The 17,616-nt window shown below is 55.0% G+C and carries 18 protein-coding genes and 1 riboswitch; of the genes, 4 read left to right on the top strand and 14 right to left on the bottom strand.

Translation table 11 applies throughout. The features are described 5' to 3' along the window. Positions 1-5 precede the first annotated feature (5 nt). From EVJ32_RS03670 to EVJ32_RS03635, 8 genes are all read right to left on the bottom strand, one after another. Positions 6-932: a branched-chain amino acid transaminase gene (locus tag EVJ32_RS03670; RefSeq protein WP_071399081.1), complete on the bottom strand. Its 927-nt coding sequence runs from the start codon at positions 930-932 to the stop codon at positions 6-8. A 46-nt stretch (positions 933-978) separates the two neighbouring features. Then, complete coding sequence (dapD, locus tag EVJ32_RS03665) at positions 979-1,686, bottom strand: 2,3,4,5-tetrahydropyridine-2,6-dicarboxylate N-acetyltransferase (protein ID WP_070328832.1); 708 nt, start codon at positions 1,684-1,686, stop codon at positions 979-981. After that, positions 1,664-2,413: a 4-hydroxy-tetrahydrodipicolinate reductase gene (gene dapB / locus EVJ32_RS03660; RefSeq protein ID WP_131456721.1), complete on the bottom strand. Its 750-nt coding sequence runs from the start codon at positions 2,411-2,413 to the stop codon at positions 1,664-1,666. Before dapB ends, dapD begins: the two co-directional genes overlap by 23 nt. Next, the gene (gene dapA, locus EVJ32_RS03655; RefSeq protein WP_131456719.1) at positions 2,410-3,291 is read right to left on the bottom strand and encodes a 4-hydroxy-tetrahydrodipicolinate synthase; all 882 of its coding nucleotides are present in this window, start codon (positions 3,289-3,291) and stop codon (positions 2,410-2,412) included. Before dapA ends, dapB begins: the two co-directional genes overlap by 4 nt. A gap of 12 nt (positions 3,292-3,303) precedes the next feature. Next, the gene (locus EVJ32_RS03650; protein WP_131456716.1) at positions 3,304-4,299 is read right to left on the bottom strand and encodes an aspartate-semialdehyde dehydrogenase; all 996 of its coding nucleotides are present in this window, start codon (positions 4,297-4,299) and stop codon (positions 3,304-3,306) included. Positions 4,300-4,311: 12 nt separating this feature from the next. Beyond that, positions 4,312-5,511 carry an aspartate kinase gene (locus tag EVJ32_RS03645; protein ID WP_070328972.1) on the bottom strand — a complete coding sequence of 400 codons (1,200 nt, stop codon included), beginning with the start codon at positions 5,509-5,511 and terminating at the stop codon, positions 4,312-4,314. A 114-nt stretch (positions 5,512-5,625) separates the two neighbouring features. Further along, a riboswitch (Lysine riboswitch) is annotated at positions 5,626-5,806 on the bottom strand. 77 nt (positions 5,807-5,883) lie between these two features. Beyond that, positions 5,884-6,312 (bottom strand): GNAT family N-acetyltransferase, encoded by a 429-nt coding sequence (locus EVJ32_RS03640; RefSeq protein WP_131456715.1) that lies wholly within the window; start codon positions 6,310-6,312, stop codon positions 5,884-5,886. Beyond that, positions 6,306-7,466 (bottom strand): alanyl-tRNA editing protein, encoded by a 1,161-nt coding sequence (locus EVJ32_RS03635; RefSeq protein WP_131456713.1) that lies wholly within the window; start codon positions 7,464-7,466, stop codon positions 6,306-6,308. Before EVJ32_RS03635 ends, EVJ32_RS03640 begins: the two co-directional genes overlap by 7 nt. 95 nt (positions 7,467-7,561) lie before the next feature. On the opposite strand from EVJ32_RS03635, the gene EVJ32_RS03630 reads away from it, so the two are divergent. Then, positions 7,562-8,290, top strand: a complete 729-nt coding sequence (locus EVJ32_RS03630; RefSeq protein ID WP_131456711.1) for a GntR family transcriptional regulator — start codon at positions 7,562-7,564, stop codon at positions 8,288-8,290. 34 nt (positions 8,291-8,324) lie between these two features. On the opposite strand, the gene EVJ32_RS03625 is transcribed toward EVJ32_RS03630, so the two are convergent. From EVJ32_RS03625 to EVJ32_RS03610, 4 genes are all read right to left on the bottom strand, one after another. Further along, positions 8,325-9,428 carry an LCP family protein gene (locus EVJ32_RS03625; protein ID WP_131456709.1) on the bottom strand — a complete coding sequence of 368 codons (1,104 nt, stop codon included), beginning with the start codon at positions 9,426-9,428 and terminating at the stop codon, positions 8,325-8,327. Between the two features lie 156 nt (positions 9,429-9,584). After that, entirely contained in the window at positions 9,585-10,349 is a 765-nt protein-coding gene (nagB, locus tag EVJ32_RS03620; RefSeq protein ID WP_131456707.1) for a glucosamine-6-phosphate deaminase, read from the bottom strand. Further along, complete coding sequence (gene nagA, locus EVJ32_RS03615) at positions 10,346-11,494, bottom strand: N-acetylglucosamine-6-phosphate deacetylase (protein WP_131456705.1); 1,149 nt, start codon at positions 11,492-11,494, stop codon at positions 10,346-10,348. Before nagA ends, nagB begins: the two co-directional genes overlap by 4 nt. 178 nt (positions 11,495-11,672) lie before the next feature. Next, positions 11,673-13,043 (bottom strand): MATE family efflux transporter, encoded by a 1,371-nt coding sequence (locus EVJ32_RS03610; protein ID WP_131456703.1) that lies wholly within the window; start codon positions 13,041-13,043, stop codon positions 11,673-11,675. 39 nt (positions 13,044-13,082) lie between these two features. On the opposite strand from EVJ32_RS03610, the gene EVJ32_RS03605 reads away from it, so the two are divergent. Continuing rightward, positions 13,083-13,856 carry a CHAD domain-containing protein gene (locus tag EVJ32_RS03605; protein ID WP_131456701.1) on the top strand — a complete coding sequence of 258 codons (774 nt, stop codon included), beginning with the start codon at positions 13,083-13,085 and terminating at the stop codon, positions 13,854-13,856. Here the strand turns inward: EVJ32_RS03605 and glsA are convergent. Next, positions 13,853-14,794: a glutaminase A gene (gene glsA, locus EVJ32_RS03600; protein WP_131456699.1), complete on the bottom strand. Its 942-nt coding sequence runs from the start codon at positions 14,792-14,794 to the stop codon at positions 13,853-13,855. The two genes, EVJ32_RS03605 and glsA, sit on opposite strands and share 4 nt — an antisense overlap. A 59-nt stretch (positions 14,795-14,853) precedes the next feature. Continuing rightward, on the bottom strand, positions 14,854-15,033 hold the full coding sequence (locus EVJ32_RS03595) for a hypothetical protein (RefSeq protein WP_070328819.1): 180 nt from the start codon (positions 15,031-15,033) through the stop codon (positions 14,854-14,856). 112 nt (positions 15,034-15,145) lie between these two features. Between EVJ32_RS03595 and hemG the strand changes: the two genes are divergently transcribed. Both hemG and EVJ32_RS03585 read left to right on the top strand, forming a co-directional pair. Continuing rightward, positions 15,146-16,513, top strand: a complete 1,368-nt coding sequence (hemG, locus tag EVJ32_RS03590) for a protoporphyrinogen oxidase (protein ID WP_131456697.1) — start codon at positions 15,146-15,148, stop codon at positions 16,511-16,513. After that, positions 16,510-17,583, top strand: a complete 1,074-nt coding sequence (locus EVJ32_RS03585) for a TIGR04053 family radical SAM/SPASM domain-containing protein (RefSeq protein WP_131456695.1) — start codon at positions 16,510-16,512, stop codon at positions 17,581-17,583. The genes hemG and EVJ32_RS03585 overlap by 4 nt, the downstream gene beginning before the upstream one ends. Positions 17,584-17,616 lie beyond the last annotated feature (33 nt).

Here is a 17,616-nt window from a genome sequence, read left to right as displayed (position 1 = left end):
CTCCCTTATTCTTTGACTGCTTCTTTGACGAACGTGATCCAATCGCGATGTGCCGGGATCAGTCCCGTCACGGTCTCGCGGTAACGGGCGAGCATAGTCGTTGCGACCGTCTGAACCCCGCCGCCGATCGAGATATTGTCGACTTCGATGACACTCGTCACTTCAGCTGCTGTACCCGTCAAGAAGATCTCATCTGCTACATACAATTCGTCACGTCCGATATGGCGCTCAATGACCTCGAACCCTTCTTCACGGGCAAGATCGATGACCGTTTGACGCGTGATGCCGTCGAGGACGGAACAGTCGAGTGACGGTGTGAAAATTTTATTGCCTTTGACGAGGAAGATGTTGGCGACGCTCGCCTCGCTGACGTTTCCGTTCATGTCGAGGGCAATCGCTTCGTCATACCCGTCTCGGACCGCTTCTCCTTTAAGGAGTTGCGAATTCATATAGTTGGCTGCCGCTTTCGCTTGCATCGGCATCATCGTCGACGAGACGCGGCGGTATGACGCGACTTTCGCCCGGATACCGACCGTCTTGCTGAAATATTCGCCGAGCGGCCAGCATGAGATGGCAACGTGTACTTTCGTTTCCTGCGTCGGCATGAGTGCCTGCCAAGGTGTGCCGAGGAAAACGAATGGACGGATGTAACACGCTTCAAAGCCGTTGCGTTCGATCAATTCGATCGTCGCTTGTTCGAGCTCGTCGACCGTGTACGGTAGTTCGACGTGATAGTAAGCACACGAACGAACGAGTCGCTCCAAGTGTTCACGGAGTCGGAAGATGGCTGGACCTTCCTCTGTGTGATACGCTCGAATTCCTTCGAAGAACCCGCTACCGTAGTGGATCGCGTGCGTCATGATACTCGTGTTCGCGTCACTCGGCTCGATCCAAGCCCCGTCTTTCCACATCCATTGTCCATATTGTTCCATTGTTCAACTCTCCCATTCACTTTTGATATTTTCTGTCTATTATACGTTACAGGGAGCGTAAGTCATCCACTAGTTGTGTTTTTTCTGCTGTTTTTTCATCTTTTTGCTTGATGACACGGGCTGGCGTGCCGGCGACGACACTTCCTGCCGGGACGTCGACTGTGACGACACTGCCTGCTGCGACGACCGCATTCTCGCCGACACGGACACCTTCTAAGATGACCGCGTTTGCACCAATCATGACCCCGTCTTCGATGATGACCGGATCTTTTGAAGGTGGCTCGAGGACACCTGCGACGACTGCGCCAGCGCCAAGGTGGACGTTTTTACCGAGTGTGCCGCGGGCGCCGATGACGGCGTTCATGTCGACCATCGACCCGTCACCGATGACGGCGCCGATATTGATGACCGCCCCCATCATGACGACGACGTTGTTGCCGATTTGAACGTGGTCACGGATGAACGAACCTGGTTCGATACGGGCGTTCAACTTCGTCGTGTCAAGCATCGGCACGGCGCTGTTGCGGCGGTCGAACTCGAGGTGCGAGTCGGTGATGACTGACGCGTTCGCTTCAAGGAAAGCGGCCGCACGTTCAGCCGTCGTGAGGAATAATTTCGACTCGTCCGTTCCGAATGCTTTTGCTTCTTCGATTGTTAGACCTGCCAACTGACCGTTGACGTACAATTTGACTGGCGTTTCTTTCTTGGCATCTTTAATGTATTGTGCGATTTCATAAGCGTTTGTGAGTAACATGAGTGGCCTCCTCGTATAGGTTCGTTAAATTGTATAATCCGGCCGGGCGGTCGAGAATCGTCGCCGCCGCGGCGAGTGCCCCGTTCGCGAAGACGCGTTTCGACAGGGCCGTATGTTTTAATTCAAGCATTTCATCGTCTCCGGCGAAGAGCACCGTATGCTCACCGAAGATCGTGCCGCCGCGGACCGAGTGCATGCCGAGTTCGTCAGTACCTCTCGCCTCACGGCGTGACGCACGTTCGTACACCGGCGTCACGTCCCGCTTCGCCTCGATGGCACGGGCGAGCAGTTCAGCCGTCCCGCTCGGCGCATCGACTTTTTTACGGTGATGCGCTTCGATCACTTCGATATCATAACCAAGCGTGAGCGGCACGAGCTGGTCAAGCAACTGCTTCAACAGTGCGATCCCGTAAGACGTGTTATACGACTGGAAGATCGGGATCTGTTTCGATGCGTCCTCGATCTTTGCCAGTTCAGCTTCCGAGAAGCCCGTCGTAGCGATGACGAGCGGGATTTGCTTGTCTTTCCCGAACGCGAGCACGTCATCAAGCAGCGCCGGGTTCGAGAAGTCGATGACGACGTCGATCGCGGCGTCGACTTCTTTCAGTGAAACGGGATGATCGCCGCCCGCCGGTGAGACGATGGCCGCGACGTTCAAGTTTTGAGCGAGCGCGACTTCTTCAACGATCTGTCCCATCGCGCCGTATCCGTGAATTAACAAGTTCACTGTCTCACCTCATTAAACTGCTCCATCGCCGACAACAGACGTGCCTCGGCCGTCGCGCTCATCGGAACGAGCGGGAGGCGCGGCGAGCCAAATTCGAAACCGCGTGCGTTAAGCGCCGCCTTGACCGGGATCGGGTTCACTTCGGCGAACAGTTCATCGATGACCGGAAGCAAGCGGATCTGCCATGTGCGGGCCGTCTCTAAATCTCCGGCGAGAAGCGCTTCGGCGAGCGCGACTGTCGCTCCCGGATACACGTTCGAGAGCACCGAGACGACACCTTGGGCACCCCATGCCATGTACGGCAGGATTTGGTCGTCATTTCCGCAGTAGACCGGGAAACCTTCCGGCAAGTGGGCCATCATTTGTGCCATCACCGAGATGTCCCCGCTCGCTTCTTTCAACGCAGCGATGCGTGGGTGTTCGGCGAGTTCACCGACCGTTGCCGGATCGAGCGCGACGCCTGTCCGTGACGGGACGTTGTAGAGCATGAGTGGAATCGGTGACGCGTCGGCGATCGCCGTGAAGTGGGCGATCAGCCCCGCTTGGGTCGACTTATTATAGTAAGGCGTGACGACCATCGCCATCTCGGCACCAAGTTCTGCCGCCCGTTTCGTCTTGGTGATACTTAACGCCGTATTGTTCGACCCTGTCCCGGCGATGATGACGGCACGACCGGCGGCGACTTCGATCGCCTTCGTGAGGAGCGTCTCGAACTCTTCGTCTGTGATCGTCATCCCTTCGCCTGTCGTCCCCCCGATGACAAGACCGCTGACGCCTTCTTTGATTTGATCTTCAATCAATGCTTCCCACGCTGTGAGATTTAACTGACCGTCCGTTTGGAACGGTGTAGCGAGTGCTGTAGCGACTCCTGTGAACATATGATTTCCCCCTTATTTCGTAGCGACTTGCCCGATCATGCACTGGGCGATTTGAACGGCATTCGCCGCCGCCCCTTTGCGGACGTTATCGGCGACACACCAGAGATGGAACGTGTTCGGTTGCGACTCGTCGCGGCGGACGCGACCGACGTACACTTCGTCCGTCCCGTTCGCATCGAGCGGCGTCGGGTAGACGAGCTCGCTCGGGTTGTCCATGAGGACGACGCCTGGCGCGTCACTGAGGACCGCCTTCACTTCCGCGAGCGTCGCTTCACGCTCGAGCGTGACCGTGATCGAGACGGCGTGGCTGTTACGGACCGGGACGCGGACACACGTCGCCGTCACACCTAATTCTGGTGCGTTCAAAATTTTGCGTGTCTCGTCGATCATCTTCTGTTCTTCTTTCGTGTAGCCGTTCTCGAGGAAGACATCGATATGCGGCAGCACGTTATCGTAGATCGGATACGGGTAGTTTTGCGGCTCTTCACCGCGGGCGCCCCGTTCGAGGTCTTCGATGCCTTTTTGTCCCGAACCGGAGACGGCTTGGTAAGACGTATAGGCGACACGCGTCAATCCGTACACTTCGGCGAGCGGTGCGAGGGCGACGACCGATTGGATCGTCGAGCAGTTCGGATTGGCGATGAGCATCTTGTCCGGGCTCAGTTCGACTCGGTTCACTTCTGGTACGACGAGCGGGATTCCTGCTTGCATCCGGAACGCGCTCGAGTTATCGATGACGATGACCCCTTGTTCACTCAGGCGCGGTGCATACTGTTCACTGATGCTACCACCGGCCGAGAACAAGGCGATGTCGATCGCGTCTGCGTAAATCGCGTCCGACAGTTCACGGATGACGATGTCGCGACCGTTCACTTCGACTGTTTTCCCAGCCGAGCGGGCTGACGCGTATAGTAATAGTTCGTTGATTGGAAACTCATATTCTGTGAGCACGTCGATCATCTTTTGACCGACGGCGCCTGTCGCACCGATGACGGCAACGTTATACATGGTAACTCCCCCTTATAAATGGAAACGCTCCGCGATGGCCGCGACCGCCGCTTCAACGTCTTGATCGTTAATCGTGTAAGAGATGCTGATCTCTGAAGTTGTGACTTGATAGAACGGGATTCCGCTCTCACGGAACGTGGCGAACAATCCGGCTGCGACACCGGTCGCGTCACGCATGCCAATCCCGACGACCGAGATTTTCGCATGTTCGGTATGACGGTCGATTTTAATTTGTGGGAACGCCTCCGTCAGTTCGGCGAGCGCTTCTTCGAGGAACGCCTCCTCGTCAAGTGGACAAGTGAACGACAGGAACACTTCACCGTCGAACGCTGTCTGACTGATCATGTCGATATTGACGTGACGCTGTGACAACTTCTCGAAAATATCGGCAACCCCTGCCACTGAATGCGGAATATGTTTGATTGAGACGCTGAGCACGTTTTTCACGACGCTCACGCTCGTCACCGCTTTTTGTTCCATCGCCTGTGTCATATCCATGATCCATGTTCCTCCTTCGCTCGATAGCGTCTTCCCTACAAAGATGTTCACATCATATTTTTTGGCCAGCTCGACGCTGCGCATTTCCATCACTTTCGAGCCGAGCGCGCTCATTTCCATCATCTCGTCATACGAGACGGTATCTAGGCGCCGTGCCGTTTTATGGATACGCGGATCGGCCGTATAGACACCGGCGACGTCCGTATAAATCTCACAACGTTTACTGAGGACGGCGGCAAGTGCGACGGCTGTCGTATCAGAACCACCGCGTCCGAGCGTCGTTACATCCCCGAACTCGTTGACGCCTTGGAAGCCGGCGACGATGACGACGTCATTCGTTCTGAGCCTTTCTTCCAACACTTCTTTCCGGATCGCTTTGATCTTACTTTTCGTGTGAATGCCCATCGTGTCGATCCCGGCCTGTTGCCCCGTGAGCGAGATGGCGGCGACGCCTCGTGAGTTCAAGGCGATGCTGAGTAGACTGATCGTCTGTTCTTCTCCGACGGCGAGCAAGCGGTCGAGCTCACGAATCATCGGACGCTCTGTAATTTGTTTTGCGAGTGACAGGAGTGAATCGGTCGTTTTCCCCATCGCGGAGACGACGACGACGAGTTTCTCGCCAGCGACGACTCGTGTCTGTAAATATTCAGAAATTGCCTGAATCTGTTCGATTGTGGCAACAGAACTTCCTCCAAATTTTAGTACGGTTGTCATCAGGTTCCCCACTTTCATGATGTCGACCAACAGAAAAAGCGGCAGACCGGTAGGAAGCACTCTCCCTACGGTCTGCCGCTTGTACGCGCAGTTGAAAAACGATTAAAAAATCGTTCCGTAGATAGCGCTCCATGGCATTTCATCCATGGCAGTGTAGGCGTTGTTCACGACTACCCCAGCCTTCGTTCGTACGCATGCGAACGTTGACTTCGGCGAATTTCCCCTTTCGGCTCGATCCGGAATGCGTCCGTTTCAATCAAGCTTACTCATGTCATTCGCAACCTCTATCTGTCAGTTGTTAGTTTTAGTTATAACAAATGCTTTCCGGCTTGCCAACCTTTTTTTAGAAAAAAAGAAACTTTCTAAAAATAATCACCACGACTTCTTCATCATCCGATGCGGGATATCGGCGTCTAAAAACTCATCACCGAACGTCGTATAGTCGAGCCGTTCATAGAACGGGAGCGCCGTCAGTTGAGCGCCGAGCTTCAACTCATGCAGCCCGCTCTCGCGCGCCACATCCTCGATTTCGAGCATCAGCTTTTTCGCATATCCGTTCCCTCTCGCCGATGCGAGCGTGGCGACCCGTTCGACTTTGCCGACACCGTCCCCGATCGGTCGCAGCCGTGCCGTCGTCACGGGCTCCCCGTCTATCGTCCCGACGAAATGGATACAGACTGAATCGAGGTCGTCATATTCGAGCGCCGGGTCAATCCCTTGCTCGCCGATAAAGACAGCCTCCCGTACGGAACGGGCTCGTTCGATGAGCGGCGTGTCGTTGCCGTGTTCAATCGTCAACATGACACCACTCCTTCCTGTAACCGTTTGACGACTTCTGCCGTGGCCCGTTCTAGGTCGACGATCGATTCGAAGCGGGCTTGGGCTTGTTTATGACTGCCACCGCCCCGACCGATGCCAAGGTCGTCTAACGTCCGTTTTAAAAACTTGCCGATGGCGATGTCATGCGTCCCGTCATGCATGAGTAACAGTTTTTGTCCGGTATGATTGGCACCGACGGCAATCCGTCCGGTCGCCGCGATCCGTTCGACGATCATCGTCGTGAGCGTCTCCGCCTCGGTCTTGCCGATGTGCGTGATGACGTAATTGTCCTCTTGTAAGAATGCTGCGACTTTCGCCTTGGCGACCCGGGCCTCGAGCACCTTCACTTCTTTTTCACGTTCGAGTCGCGCCGTGCGCTCTTCGGCGACACGGGCCGCGACCGTCTCGTTCGTCGTCGACAACGTTTGATGGATCGCCCGTAGCGCGGTGCGCGAAGATTGGATGACCGTTAGTGCCCGCATCCCTGCGACATACGTCAAACGAACGTTCCCCCGCACTTTTTTCATCGAGGTCACTTTAATGATTCCGAGCTGGCCGGTCGTCGACACATGCGTCCCTCCGCAAGCGTTATAATCGAGTCCATCGATTTCGACGATCCGAATCGTGCCGGTGCGATCCGTCGCTTTACGTAACCGGTCATGCTCGACTTCGCCATCCTGTAATTCAAAAATGTGAATCGGTCGGTTGTCGAAGATGATCTGCTGAACGTCACGTTCTAACGTTTCGATTAACGTCCAATCGAATGATTCGGCCGCGATCTCGATCGATGACTCGTCAGCACTGATCCCAAAACTGAGCGTCTCGATACCGTATCGGTCTTCAAGCAAGGCCGTCAGCACGTGTTGCGCCGTGTGTTGGATCGAGTGGTCGTGACGTGTCGCTGCGTCGATTTGACCGATCACTACCGTTGCTTCGTCGATTGGCTCGTTGACGAGGTGCCACACGGTCGGGTCGTCACGTTGCACATCTAAAACGGCTTGTCCGCCAATCGTCCCTGTATCGGCCGGTTGTCCGCCACCTTCCGCGTAAAAATGTGTTGCTGCAAGCGCAATCCACGTGCCCCGCTCATCTTCCCGCTGCGCTGTCACCGTCGTTTCAAATTGCCATGAGTTCATATTGGTCGCCACCTTTTCTGCATGATATGTTCAGACAACTAGTCTGATTTGGTCTATAATAAGGAACACTTACCCTTAGGTCAGGAGCGATATGTATGTTACAGATTGATAAAAAGTCCCCGTTACCTATTTATTATCAAATCGAAGCCTATTTAAAGCAACAAATAGATGCTGGCGAGCTCCAACCCGGCGAATCGATCCCGTCTGAACGGGAATATTCGGAGCGGTATAACGTCAGCCGGATGACGGTGCGCCAGGCGATCACGAACCTCGTCAACGCCGGTTATTTGAGCCGTCAAAAAGGACGTGGTACGTTCGTCGCCAGTAAAAAGATCACGATGGCGCTGTCCGGTTTGACGAGTTTTTCAGAAGAAATCAAGCACCGGGGCATGCGTCCGTTCAGCCGTCTATTGTCATTCGACACGATTCCGGCCTCGAATAAAATCGCGCAGAAATTGAATGTCGCAGCCAGTACGCCGGTCTATGAGATGAAGCGTCTCCGACTCGCCGACGAGGACGTGCTCGCTTTAGAGACCGCCTATATCCCGGTCGCCTTATTGCCCGAACTGACCGAGGCAGATGCCGTCGGCTCGATTTATGAGTTCGCCGAACAGTCCGGCCTGCGTTTGAAAAACGCGACACAGACGCTCGAAGCCCGAAGCGCCGGACCTGTTGAAGCGAAGCTGTTGACCATCTCCCCGAACGCGCCCGTCCTATTGATCGACCAACGGACGTATCTCGAGAACGGCGACATGTTCGAATACAGTCGTTCTTTGTTCCGCGGCGATGCGTATTCGTTCACTGTCGCGATGGAACGCACCTAAAAAATGGTTTGCCCCGCTGAGGGCAAACCATTTTTTATTGGGCTTCGTATGTGATGCCGGACGGGTCGAGCATATAAGACTCGAGCTCCGTCTCCGTCATCGCTTCGACTTCGTTGCCGGAATCCGCTTGTTGCACACGGTACCGGACCTCGTCGAGCAACGGTTCGTTCAAGAAGTAATAGAAGTGGCCGTCATTACCACGCGCACCTTCTCCGGTCAATTGATATTGAACCGTGTTGTTGAGCGCACCGACGTCTTCGATCAAACGCATATAGTCGTTCGGTCCGAGCGTCGTCTGCATGTTGTCACCGACCGCTTTGAGCACTTTGTCATAGTTGTTGATCAATGACGTGCCGAGCGACTGCTCGAGCACGGCGTTGATGACTTCCATTTGACGTTGGCCGCGCCCGATGTCCCCGCGCGGGTCGTCATAGCGATTTCGGACATAAGCGAGTGCTTCTTCACCCGACAGCTGCTGAAGACCGGCTTCGACTTGGACGGCTTCACGGGATGCGTCATAACTCTTCTGTTCAGACGAGAACGGAACGTCGATTTCGACGCCTCCGACGGCATCGATGAAGTCGACGAAGCCTTGGAAGTTGAGCGACACGACGTGGTCGATTTCAACACCGACTAGGTCTTCAACCGTATTCGTCGACATGCGCATACCGTTGTTCGGATCCGACTCGTCCATCGATCCGAAGTAGTAGGCGTGCGTGATTTTGTCTTGATCAAGACCGGTCTTACCGTACGGGATATCGAATCCTGTGTAATCGATATTGACGTACGAGTCTCGCGGAATACTGAGCATCGTCGTCTGCTTGTCTTTCTTGTTCAAAATGACGACAATCATGACGTCAGAGCGACCGAACTCCCCTCGCGCTTTCTTTTGCGGGGAGAGGTCGGTGCCGAGCACGAGGAAACTTTCGGTGTCCTCTTTATCAAACCGGGTCGGTTCGATCGTCGGGTCGTCCTCGAGCGTCACTTGTGTGCCGGACAACATGTTGTGCGCTTTATAAAAAGCCGCCCCATACATGCTAGAGCCGACGATGACGGCAATGAGGATCAGCGAGCTGAACACTTTATAAAACGTAGACGGACCTTTACGCCGTCTACGCGCCTGGGTTCTTGAGTTCATGTTTTTCTCCTTCACGGTCGAATGATACGAGCTTCACTTATTATAGAGGAATCCTCGAGTTTTGTCGAAAACGTTTTGATGACAAACTCATTTCCATACAATTTCCCATAATCGCAACCAAAAAAACCTGGGGACGTGCGTCCCCAGGTTGAACGGTTATGAGCGGATCGAGAAGAAGCGTTCGGCTGCTTCGCTTCCGCGTGCCTGTAAAGCTTGCGCGCACTGTGAGGCCGCCTCGGTATCAAGTACGATCGTGACACTCGGATGCGCCTGCAAAATCGTCGCGGGCCAATCGACAGACGGCACACTTTCGATCATGTGATGGACCGCGTTCGCTTTTCGGTCTCCCGTTGCGACGAGAACAATCTCGCGCGCGTTCATAATCGTATCGAGTCCCATCGTGATCGCGTGCGTCGGGACTTCTTCGCTTGCATCGAAGAAGCGGCGATTCGCTTCCCGCGTCGACTCGGTGAGCGCTGTCACGTGCGTCTTCGCATCGAGCGCCGTCCCCGGTTCGTTGAACGCGATATGCCCGTTTTCACCGATCCCGAGCAGTTGCAGATCGACACCGATTGATCGGACGAGCTGTTCATACCGCTCCGCTTCAGCATCAGGGTCTTTTGCGTCACCACGCGGAAGATGGCTTTCTTTGAACGGAACATCGTTGAACAGACGTTCTTCCATGAAATGATAGTAGCTTTGAGGATGACTCGGAGCAAGCCCGATATATTCGTCCAAATTGACGCTCGTCACATGGCGGCAATCGAGCTGGTCCTGCTTGAACATTTTATACATCCCGACCGGCGTGCTCCCCGTCGCCAGCCCGAGTACGAACTCCCGTTTCCCGGCCAACCGCTCTTTAATAAGCGTGTAGGCAATCTGTTCAGCGTCCGCTGGTGTCTTCGCTACTAATATATTCATTTCACGTCCTCCTTCTCAAATCCGATGCGTCCTTGGTGAATTGTCTGCTCGACCGTCAATGACCCGTCCCAGATGACGAGATCAGCGTCAAACCCGGCTGCGATTGACCCTTTTTTACTCATGCCAAACTCCGCGGCTTGGTTCGCGGACGTCATCTTCACGGCTTCTTGAATCGTGCACCCGGTGAAGGCGATGATGTTGCGGAACGCCGCGTCCATCGTCAACACACTTCCAGCCAAGTTACCGGCTTCAAGCCGCGCCGCACCATCCTCGACGATGACCGGTTGTCCCCCGAGCTCGTAACGCCCGTCCGGAAGACCTTTCGCCCGCATCGCATCCGTGATGACGACGAGACCGTCCGCGCCTTTCAAGCGATACGCGAAATCGACCATCTCCGGACGGCTGTGAATCCCGTCCGGAATGATTTCGACCATGACGTCCCGTTCTAACAGGCAGTAACCGACCGTCCCCGGTTCACGGTGGTGCAGCCCGCGCATTTGGTTGTATAAATGTGTGCCGTGCTTCACGCCAGCCGCTTTGTTCTCGGCAAACGTCGCATTCGTGTGACCGGCTGAGCCGATGGCACCCGATTCCATCATCGCCCGCTCAAGCTCTCGTGCGCCCGGGCGTTCTGGTGCGTACGTGACGAGTCGGATGTGACCGCCCGCCTCGTCTTGCCAGATGCGAAACTGTTCGGCGTCAGGATCGATAATATATTCTGCCGGTTGAGCCCCCGCGTTCTCGACGTTGACGAACGGTCCTTCTAGATGGATACCGGCAACCGTCGTCTCGTTTGACTCGATGACGTCTCGGACAGACTCGAGCGCCTTGGTGATGGCTTTCGGTGACTGCGTGATCGTCGTCGCAAAAAACGAGGTCACCCCTTCGGCGAGCATCGATTGACTGAGGAGTCGTAACCGGTCTCGGTCCGCATCCATCGTGTCGACGTCATAACCCCCGTGAACATGTATATCAATCATGCCCGGTGTCACGAGTTTTCCCGCGACATCGAGCACTGTCTCATCTCCGGCCTCATAGTCAGCCATCGCCCCGACCGCTTCAATCGTCGCCCCGTTTATCCGAACGTAACCCCGTTCCCACGTCTCTTGTCCAGAAACGAGGTGTGCGTTAATAATCACCATCATCAGTCATCCACCCTTTCACTACTATTCTCGACAATAGCATAACAAAAATCAGTATAGTTGTATAGACCAATTTATTCATTTTAAAAAAATCATCAAATCATCAGTCATTTGCCCGACTTCCCTGCGACTCAAACAAAAAAAGGCTGAACCCGGGCGAACCAGATTCAACCTTATTCTGTCACGCTGTCTCTTCGACAGCTGCTTTGGCATTGTATCGTTTGACGATATGGACGAGGCGCATGAACAAGAGCACTGCCCCGGCGGCAAGTCCGACGATGAGCCCGATCCAATAACCATCGGGACCGAATCCGAACCGTTCCGCGAGTAAGAAACCGAGCGGCAGCCCAATCACCCAGTAGGCGATGAGCGACAATACGAGCGTCACGTTGACGTCTTTGAAACCGCGCAAGATGCCTTGAATCGGTGCGGCGACGGCGTCAGACAATTGGAAGAAGACCGCAAAGATCATGAAGTGGGCCGCAAGTTCCACGACAGCGGCGTCATTCGTATAAATGGCGGCGACGCGTTCATTCTGCCAGAACAACAAGGCGCCTGAAAATGACGATACGGCCAGACAGAGCGCGATCCCAATCTTGGCATAGCGCACCGCGTCTTGGAGTCGGCGCGCACCGAGTTCATAGCCGACGACAATCGTCAAAGCGCTCGAAGCGGACAACGGCAACATATAGACGAACGAGGCAAAGTTGATCGCCGCTTGGTGGGCGGCGACGATATTGTCCCCGTACTCGCTAAGGAGCAGGGTCACGGCCGCGAAGATGCTGACCTCGGCAAAGATGGCGAGGCCGATCGGCGTCCCGAGCTTGAGCAGCTCTTTTTGGCGCGGCCATGCTAAACGATCCGGCGCGCGCAGGAACCGATACTCAAGGAACGGTTTCCCGCTCCGGACGAACGCGAACGCCATGAAGAAGAGAAGCCAATAGGTGATGGTGGAAGCGATGCCGGCTCCGATGCCCCCATAAGCAGGGATTCCGAGCTTCCCGAAAATGAAGATGTAGTTTAACCCGACGTTAATGGGTAACCCTAATAGTATAAGCAACATGGAAATCCGGGTTTTTCCGAGTGAATCCATGAGCGTCCGGAGCACGTTGAACAAGAACATCGGCAAGACGCCGAATCCGAGCGCGAGCAAATAACCTTTGGCGATCCGTTTTCCTTCCTCGCTTAGCCCCATCCCGTCCACTGCGGCCGGAACGAGGAACGCACCGAGGACGAGTGTCGCGATACTCAGTCCGATCGCTAAGTAAACGCCTTGATACAGCGTCCGTTGGATATGTTGGATATTACGGGCCCCGAGCGCCTGAGCGACAATCGGTGCGACGGCAAGCAGAATCCCGCTCAGTCCCGTATAGACCGGCATCCATAGACTCGAGCCGACACCGACGCCAGCCAAGTCGACGGCTCCGGCTCGGCCTGACATGACCGTATCGAAGAAGCTGATTAAGTAAAATGATACTTGTGTTACTAAAATCGGAAAGAAAATCGTGAAAAATAATTTTATTTTTTCGTTAAGTGAATGCGTTTGATACATGGACAACCCTCATCTCATTTCAGAAAGGAACAAATTCGGATGAATCAACGGAATGCAGAGAAGCTAAAGTACGAACTATTGGAAACATGGAATACGTTCAACCATTATATGACCGAAGCGCTCACCTTTCAAAACACAGAAGACGTGCATCAGGCCCGGGTCCATTTGCGCAAGTTGCTGACGTTCATGCAACTGTACGACACGAAACCTTCTACGTATCGGCAATTGAAACAGCTGATGGAAGCGCTCGGCGCGGTCCGTGACGGGGACGTGTTGCTCCAAGGTCTCGCGCTCGAGACCGGGCTCGAGCAGGCGTTTGCCGATCACATGGAAGCGAACCGCGAAAAAGACCGGACATTATTAAGTTCGCGCGTCACCGAAAAGATGACGCCGTCGCTCGACCAACAAGTGCGCCGCTTCATCGGCGGTCAATTGTATCGCTCGTTAAAGAAGCAAGACGCCTCAGCGTTTCTCGATAAGGCAAAATCGGAGCGGAAACGCCGCGTCGAGTCCCACCACCACGCCACATCAAAGCATGACCGGCTCGAGGCACTCCATAAAGTCCGGCTCGCCGTGAAGCGTGAACGCTACTTGCACGAGTACTTGTTAAACTACGAAGAAAAGGCCTCGAAAGACCAGGTCCAAAAGTTAAAACGGCTCCAAACCGAGCTCGGTGAGATGAACGACCGTCATCAATTGCTGCTGCGCTGGACCGATTTTTCACCGCCGACCGAATACGTTTCGGCGTATGAACGGCTCATCGACACACTGCACGAGCAACTTGACGCTTCTGTCGACGCTATCAAGCTCTAGCGTGACGTGTAGCGTTCGACGAGCAGTTCGAGTAGCTTCATACCAGCAATCGAATTGCCTTTTGAGTCGAGCGCGGGGCCGAAAATCCCGAAGCCGACGTCGCTCAGTCCGAGTTCGTGCTTCCCGGTCGCGAGAATCGCACCCGACACCCCGCTCTTCCCTGGCAGACCGACACGGACCGCAAACTCACCGGAGGCGTCATACATGCCACAAGTCGTCATGATCGCTTTGACGATGCGGACGACCCGGCGCGGAATCAACTCTTCGCCTGTGACCGGGTCTTCCCCGTTGCCCGCGAGCACCCGTCCGATGCGGGCCAAGTCAAAACAGTCGATCTCGATGGCACATTGTTTCGTATAGACGTCGATGATCTCATCGACGTCACCTTCCACGATGCCGTGGTGGCGCATGAAATAAAGCAAGGCCCGGTTCAAGTCGGTCGTCTCGTATTCCGAGCGGGCGACTTTTTCGTTGTACGTCACTTCTTCGACCGGCACGTCGAGCAACGTCGCTAAAAATTGACGGAACTGATAAATTTTAAGTTCCGCCGTATCCCCTAATATCATGCTCGTGACGGCTAGCGCCCCGGCGTTAATCATCGGATTGAGTGGTTTCGATGGCACGGTCTCTTCGAGCTTGGCGATCGAGTTGAACGCATCACCCGTCGGCTCCATCCCGACTTTCGAGAACACGAAGTCCTCGCCGAACTCCATCAACACGTAACAAAGCGCGAGTGCTTTCGAGACGCTTTGAATCGTAAACTTATGATGGACATCACCCGCATGGATGTAAGAACCGTCAGGCAGGCAAATCGCCACGCCGAGCAAGTCGTCCTTGACATGTGCGAGCTCAGGGATATAATCCGCCACTTTTCCTTGAGCCGTATACGGACGGCACTCGTCGACCAAATGTGCCAACTGCTGTTCTAATACGTTCATCAAAATCACCTCATATCCGATAGTTTACAACCGGCTCATCTTATCATATCTTCTCAAGCTTAGCCATCAGGCGGACCGTCATCTTTGGACGATCCTGGCTTGTACCAGTCCTCGTCGGCCCAAATGACCGGCGGACTTTCCTCATCCCCGGCAAGCTTCTCTCCATGTCGGTTCATCGCGGCGATGAATGCGACAATCCCAACGACGACAATCGAAGCTGTGATGCCGAACCAAACCATAGTCGCCCCTCCCTTTCATCCGTGACAATTTCGTCTAGAACCGCGTGATACTTATCCTATGTCTACACGCATATTCTCGGTACGGTTAATTCGAAGACTATTATAGAAATGGGTGAATCGATTGAACAACATTGCGATTATCGGGGGCGGCATCACGGGTATGGCCGCTGCCTACTATGCGAAACAGGCTGGTGCACACGTCACACTCTATGAATCGAGTGATCGGGTCGGCGGGAAAATCAAGACGGTTTATCGGGACGGATTTGTACTCGAATGCGGTCCCGACGGTTATATGGCCAGAAAGCCGACGTTGACCGAGCTCATCACCGAACTCGGTCTTGATGAACAGCTCGTTCGTTCACAGACTGGCACGTCTTACATATACGTTCGAAACAAGTTACGGCAAATGCCAAAAGGTTCCGTCATGGGCATTCCCACGAAATTTTGGCCGATGGTGAAGACCGACCTGTTCACGTGGCGTGGAAAGGCTCGGGCCGGGATGGACTTGGTGCTCCCCCGCGTCTATGCGGGCGAAGACATTTCGCTCGACACGTTTTTCCGGACCCGACTCGGCTCTGAAGTCGTCGAATCGATGATCGAACCGCTCCTATCAGGCATTTATAACGGGACGCTTCAAGATATGAGCATCGAGTCTACTTTCCCTCAGTTTATCACGATTGAACAAAAAACACGCAGCTTGATTCTCGGCATGAAAGCACTCACGCCGCCTGTACAAGCCGGAGTGAAACCGCGTGAGGCCGGGAAGTTTTTATCGTTACAAAACGGGCTCGGAGTGCTCATCGAGGCGCTCCGTCCGTCGATTGACCGCCTCCACACCGGCACCAGTGTCGCCTCGGTCCGCCCTCACGAGATCGAACTCGAGGACGGCACGATCGAACAGTTTGACGGCATTATCTTAGCGACTTCGCCGAATGCGCTCGGCCCGATCCTCGGAATCTCCGAGGCGGAGCGATTATCTCAATTGAAGCGCACCTCATCGATCACCGTCCTCGCGGCGTTCGACGAGAAAGATGTGGCGGCACTCGACGGGACAGGTTACGTCATCGCCAAAGCGGAAGCCAATGCGTTGACCGCCTGCAGTTGGATGCATAAGAAATGGCCCCACATGGCACCGAAAGGTAAGGCGCTCTTGCGCGTCTATATCGGTTCCGATCACGTTCCCGACTTATTAGCTGCAACGGATCAAGCGGTCGCCGAGTTTGCGTTAAACGAGCTCCGCAAAATTCAACACGTCGGGACACCGCTTTTCACGAAAGTCGAGCGCCACGTCGATACGATGCCGCAATACGAGGTCGGTCATAAGCAACATGTGCACGCGTTCGAACATGCCTTGGCCGCTCTCGATGGCGTCGAGGCGTGCGGGGCGATCTTACACGGGGTCGGGCTTCCCGACTGTGTCGATTCCGCCAAACAGGCCGTCATGCGGGCGATGACCGCGAAGCAGGTAGTGCGCTCATGAAACGGATTGATTACAACGAGAACCCGTTCATCGTCATCTGGGAAGTGACGCGCGCCTGCGCCTTGTCTTGCGTCCATTGCCGGGCCGAGGCGCAGTACCATCGTTACCCGGATGAATTAGACACGGCGCAAGGCAAAGCGCTCATTCGTGACATTTACGCGATGGACAACCCGATTCTCGTCTTCACAGGCGGTGACCCACTCATGCGTGAAGACTTGTTCGAGTTGACTGAATACGCGGCGTCACTCGGCATGCGCGTCTCAATGACCCCATCAGCGACGCCACGGGTGACTCATGACGCGGTCAGACGGGCCAAAGCGGCCGGGTTGACACGCTGGGCGTTCTCGCTCGACGGTGCCGACGCGAAAGCGCACGATTATTTCCGGGGGACACGCGGCAGCTTCGAGCGGACGATCCGCGGCATCTCCTATTTCCGGGAGGAAGGCATGTCGTTCCAAATCAATACGACCGTGACCGAGTACAACGTCGACCAACTGCCAGAGATCGCGAAACTCGTCGGTGAGCTCGGCGTCTCGGTCTGGACGCTGTTCTTCCTCGTCCCGACCGGTCGCGGCTCGCTCCTGCAACCGATCTCGCCGGAACGACATGAGGACGTGCTGCGCTGGGCGTTCGCGCTGCAAGAACATGTGCCATACATCATCTCGACGACCGAGGCCCAGTTCTATCGCCGGGTCGCCCGGCAAGAAAATCAAAAACGGAAAGACGCAGGACTCGCGCCGATCGGTCATCCGCATGACGACCTCGCCAAAGCGCCGCGCGGGACGAATGACGGCAACGGCTTCGTCTTCATCTCTCACACCGGTGATGTTCAACCGTCCGGCTTCCTGCCGATCAAGTGCGGCAATGTCAAAACGACACCGCTTGCCGAGATTTATCGGAAACATCCGGTGTTCAAGACGCTGCGGGACCCGGACACGCACGGCGGCAAATGCGGCTACTGCGAATACCGTTACTTATGCGGCGGATCGCGTGCCCGAGCCTACGCCGTCACCGGCGACTATAAGGCAGAGGAGCCGTATTGCACGTATCAACCTGAACACGCTAAATAAGGAGCACAGGCCGAGGCCTGTGCTCCTTATTGT

Source organism: Exiguobacterium sp. SH5S4 (assembly GCF_004337045.1).
Taxonomy (GTDB): domain Bacteria; phylum Bacillota; class Bacilli; order Exiguobacteriales; family Exiguobacteriaceae; genus Exiguobacterium; species Exiguobacterium aurantiacum_A.
The sequence above is the reverse complement of the archived record's forward strand: the minus strand, read 5'-3'. Positions and strand labels throughout refer to the sequence as shown.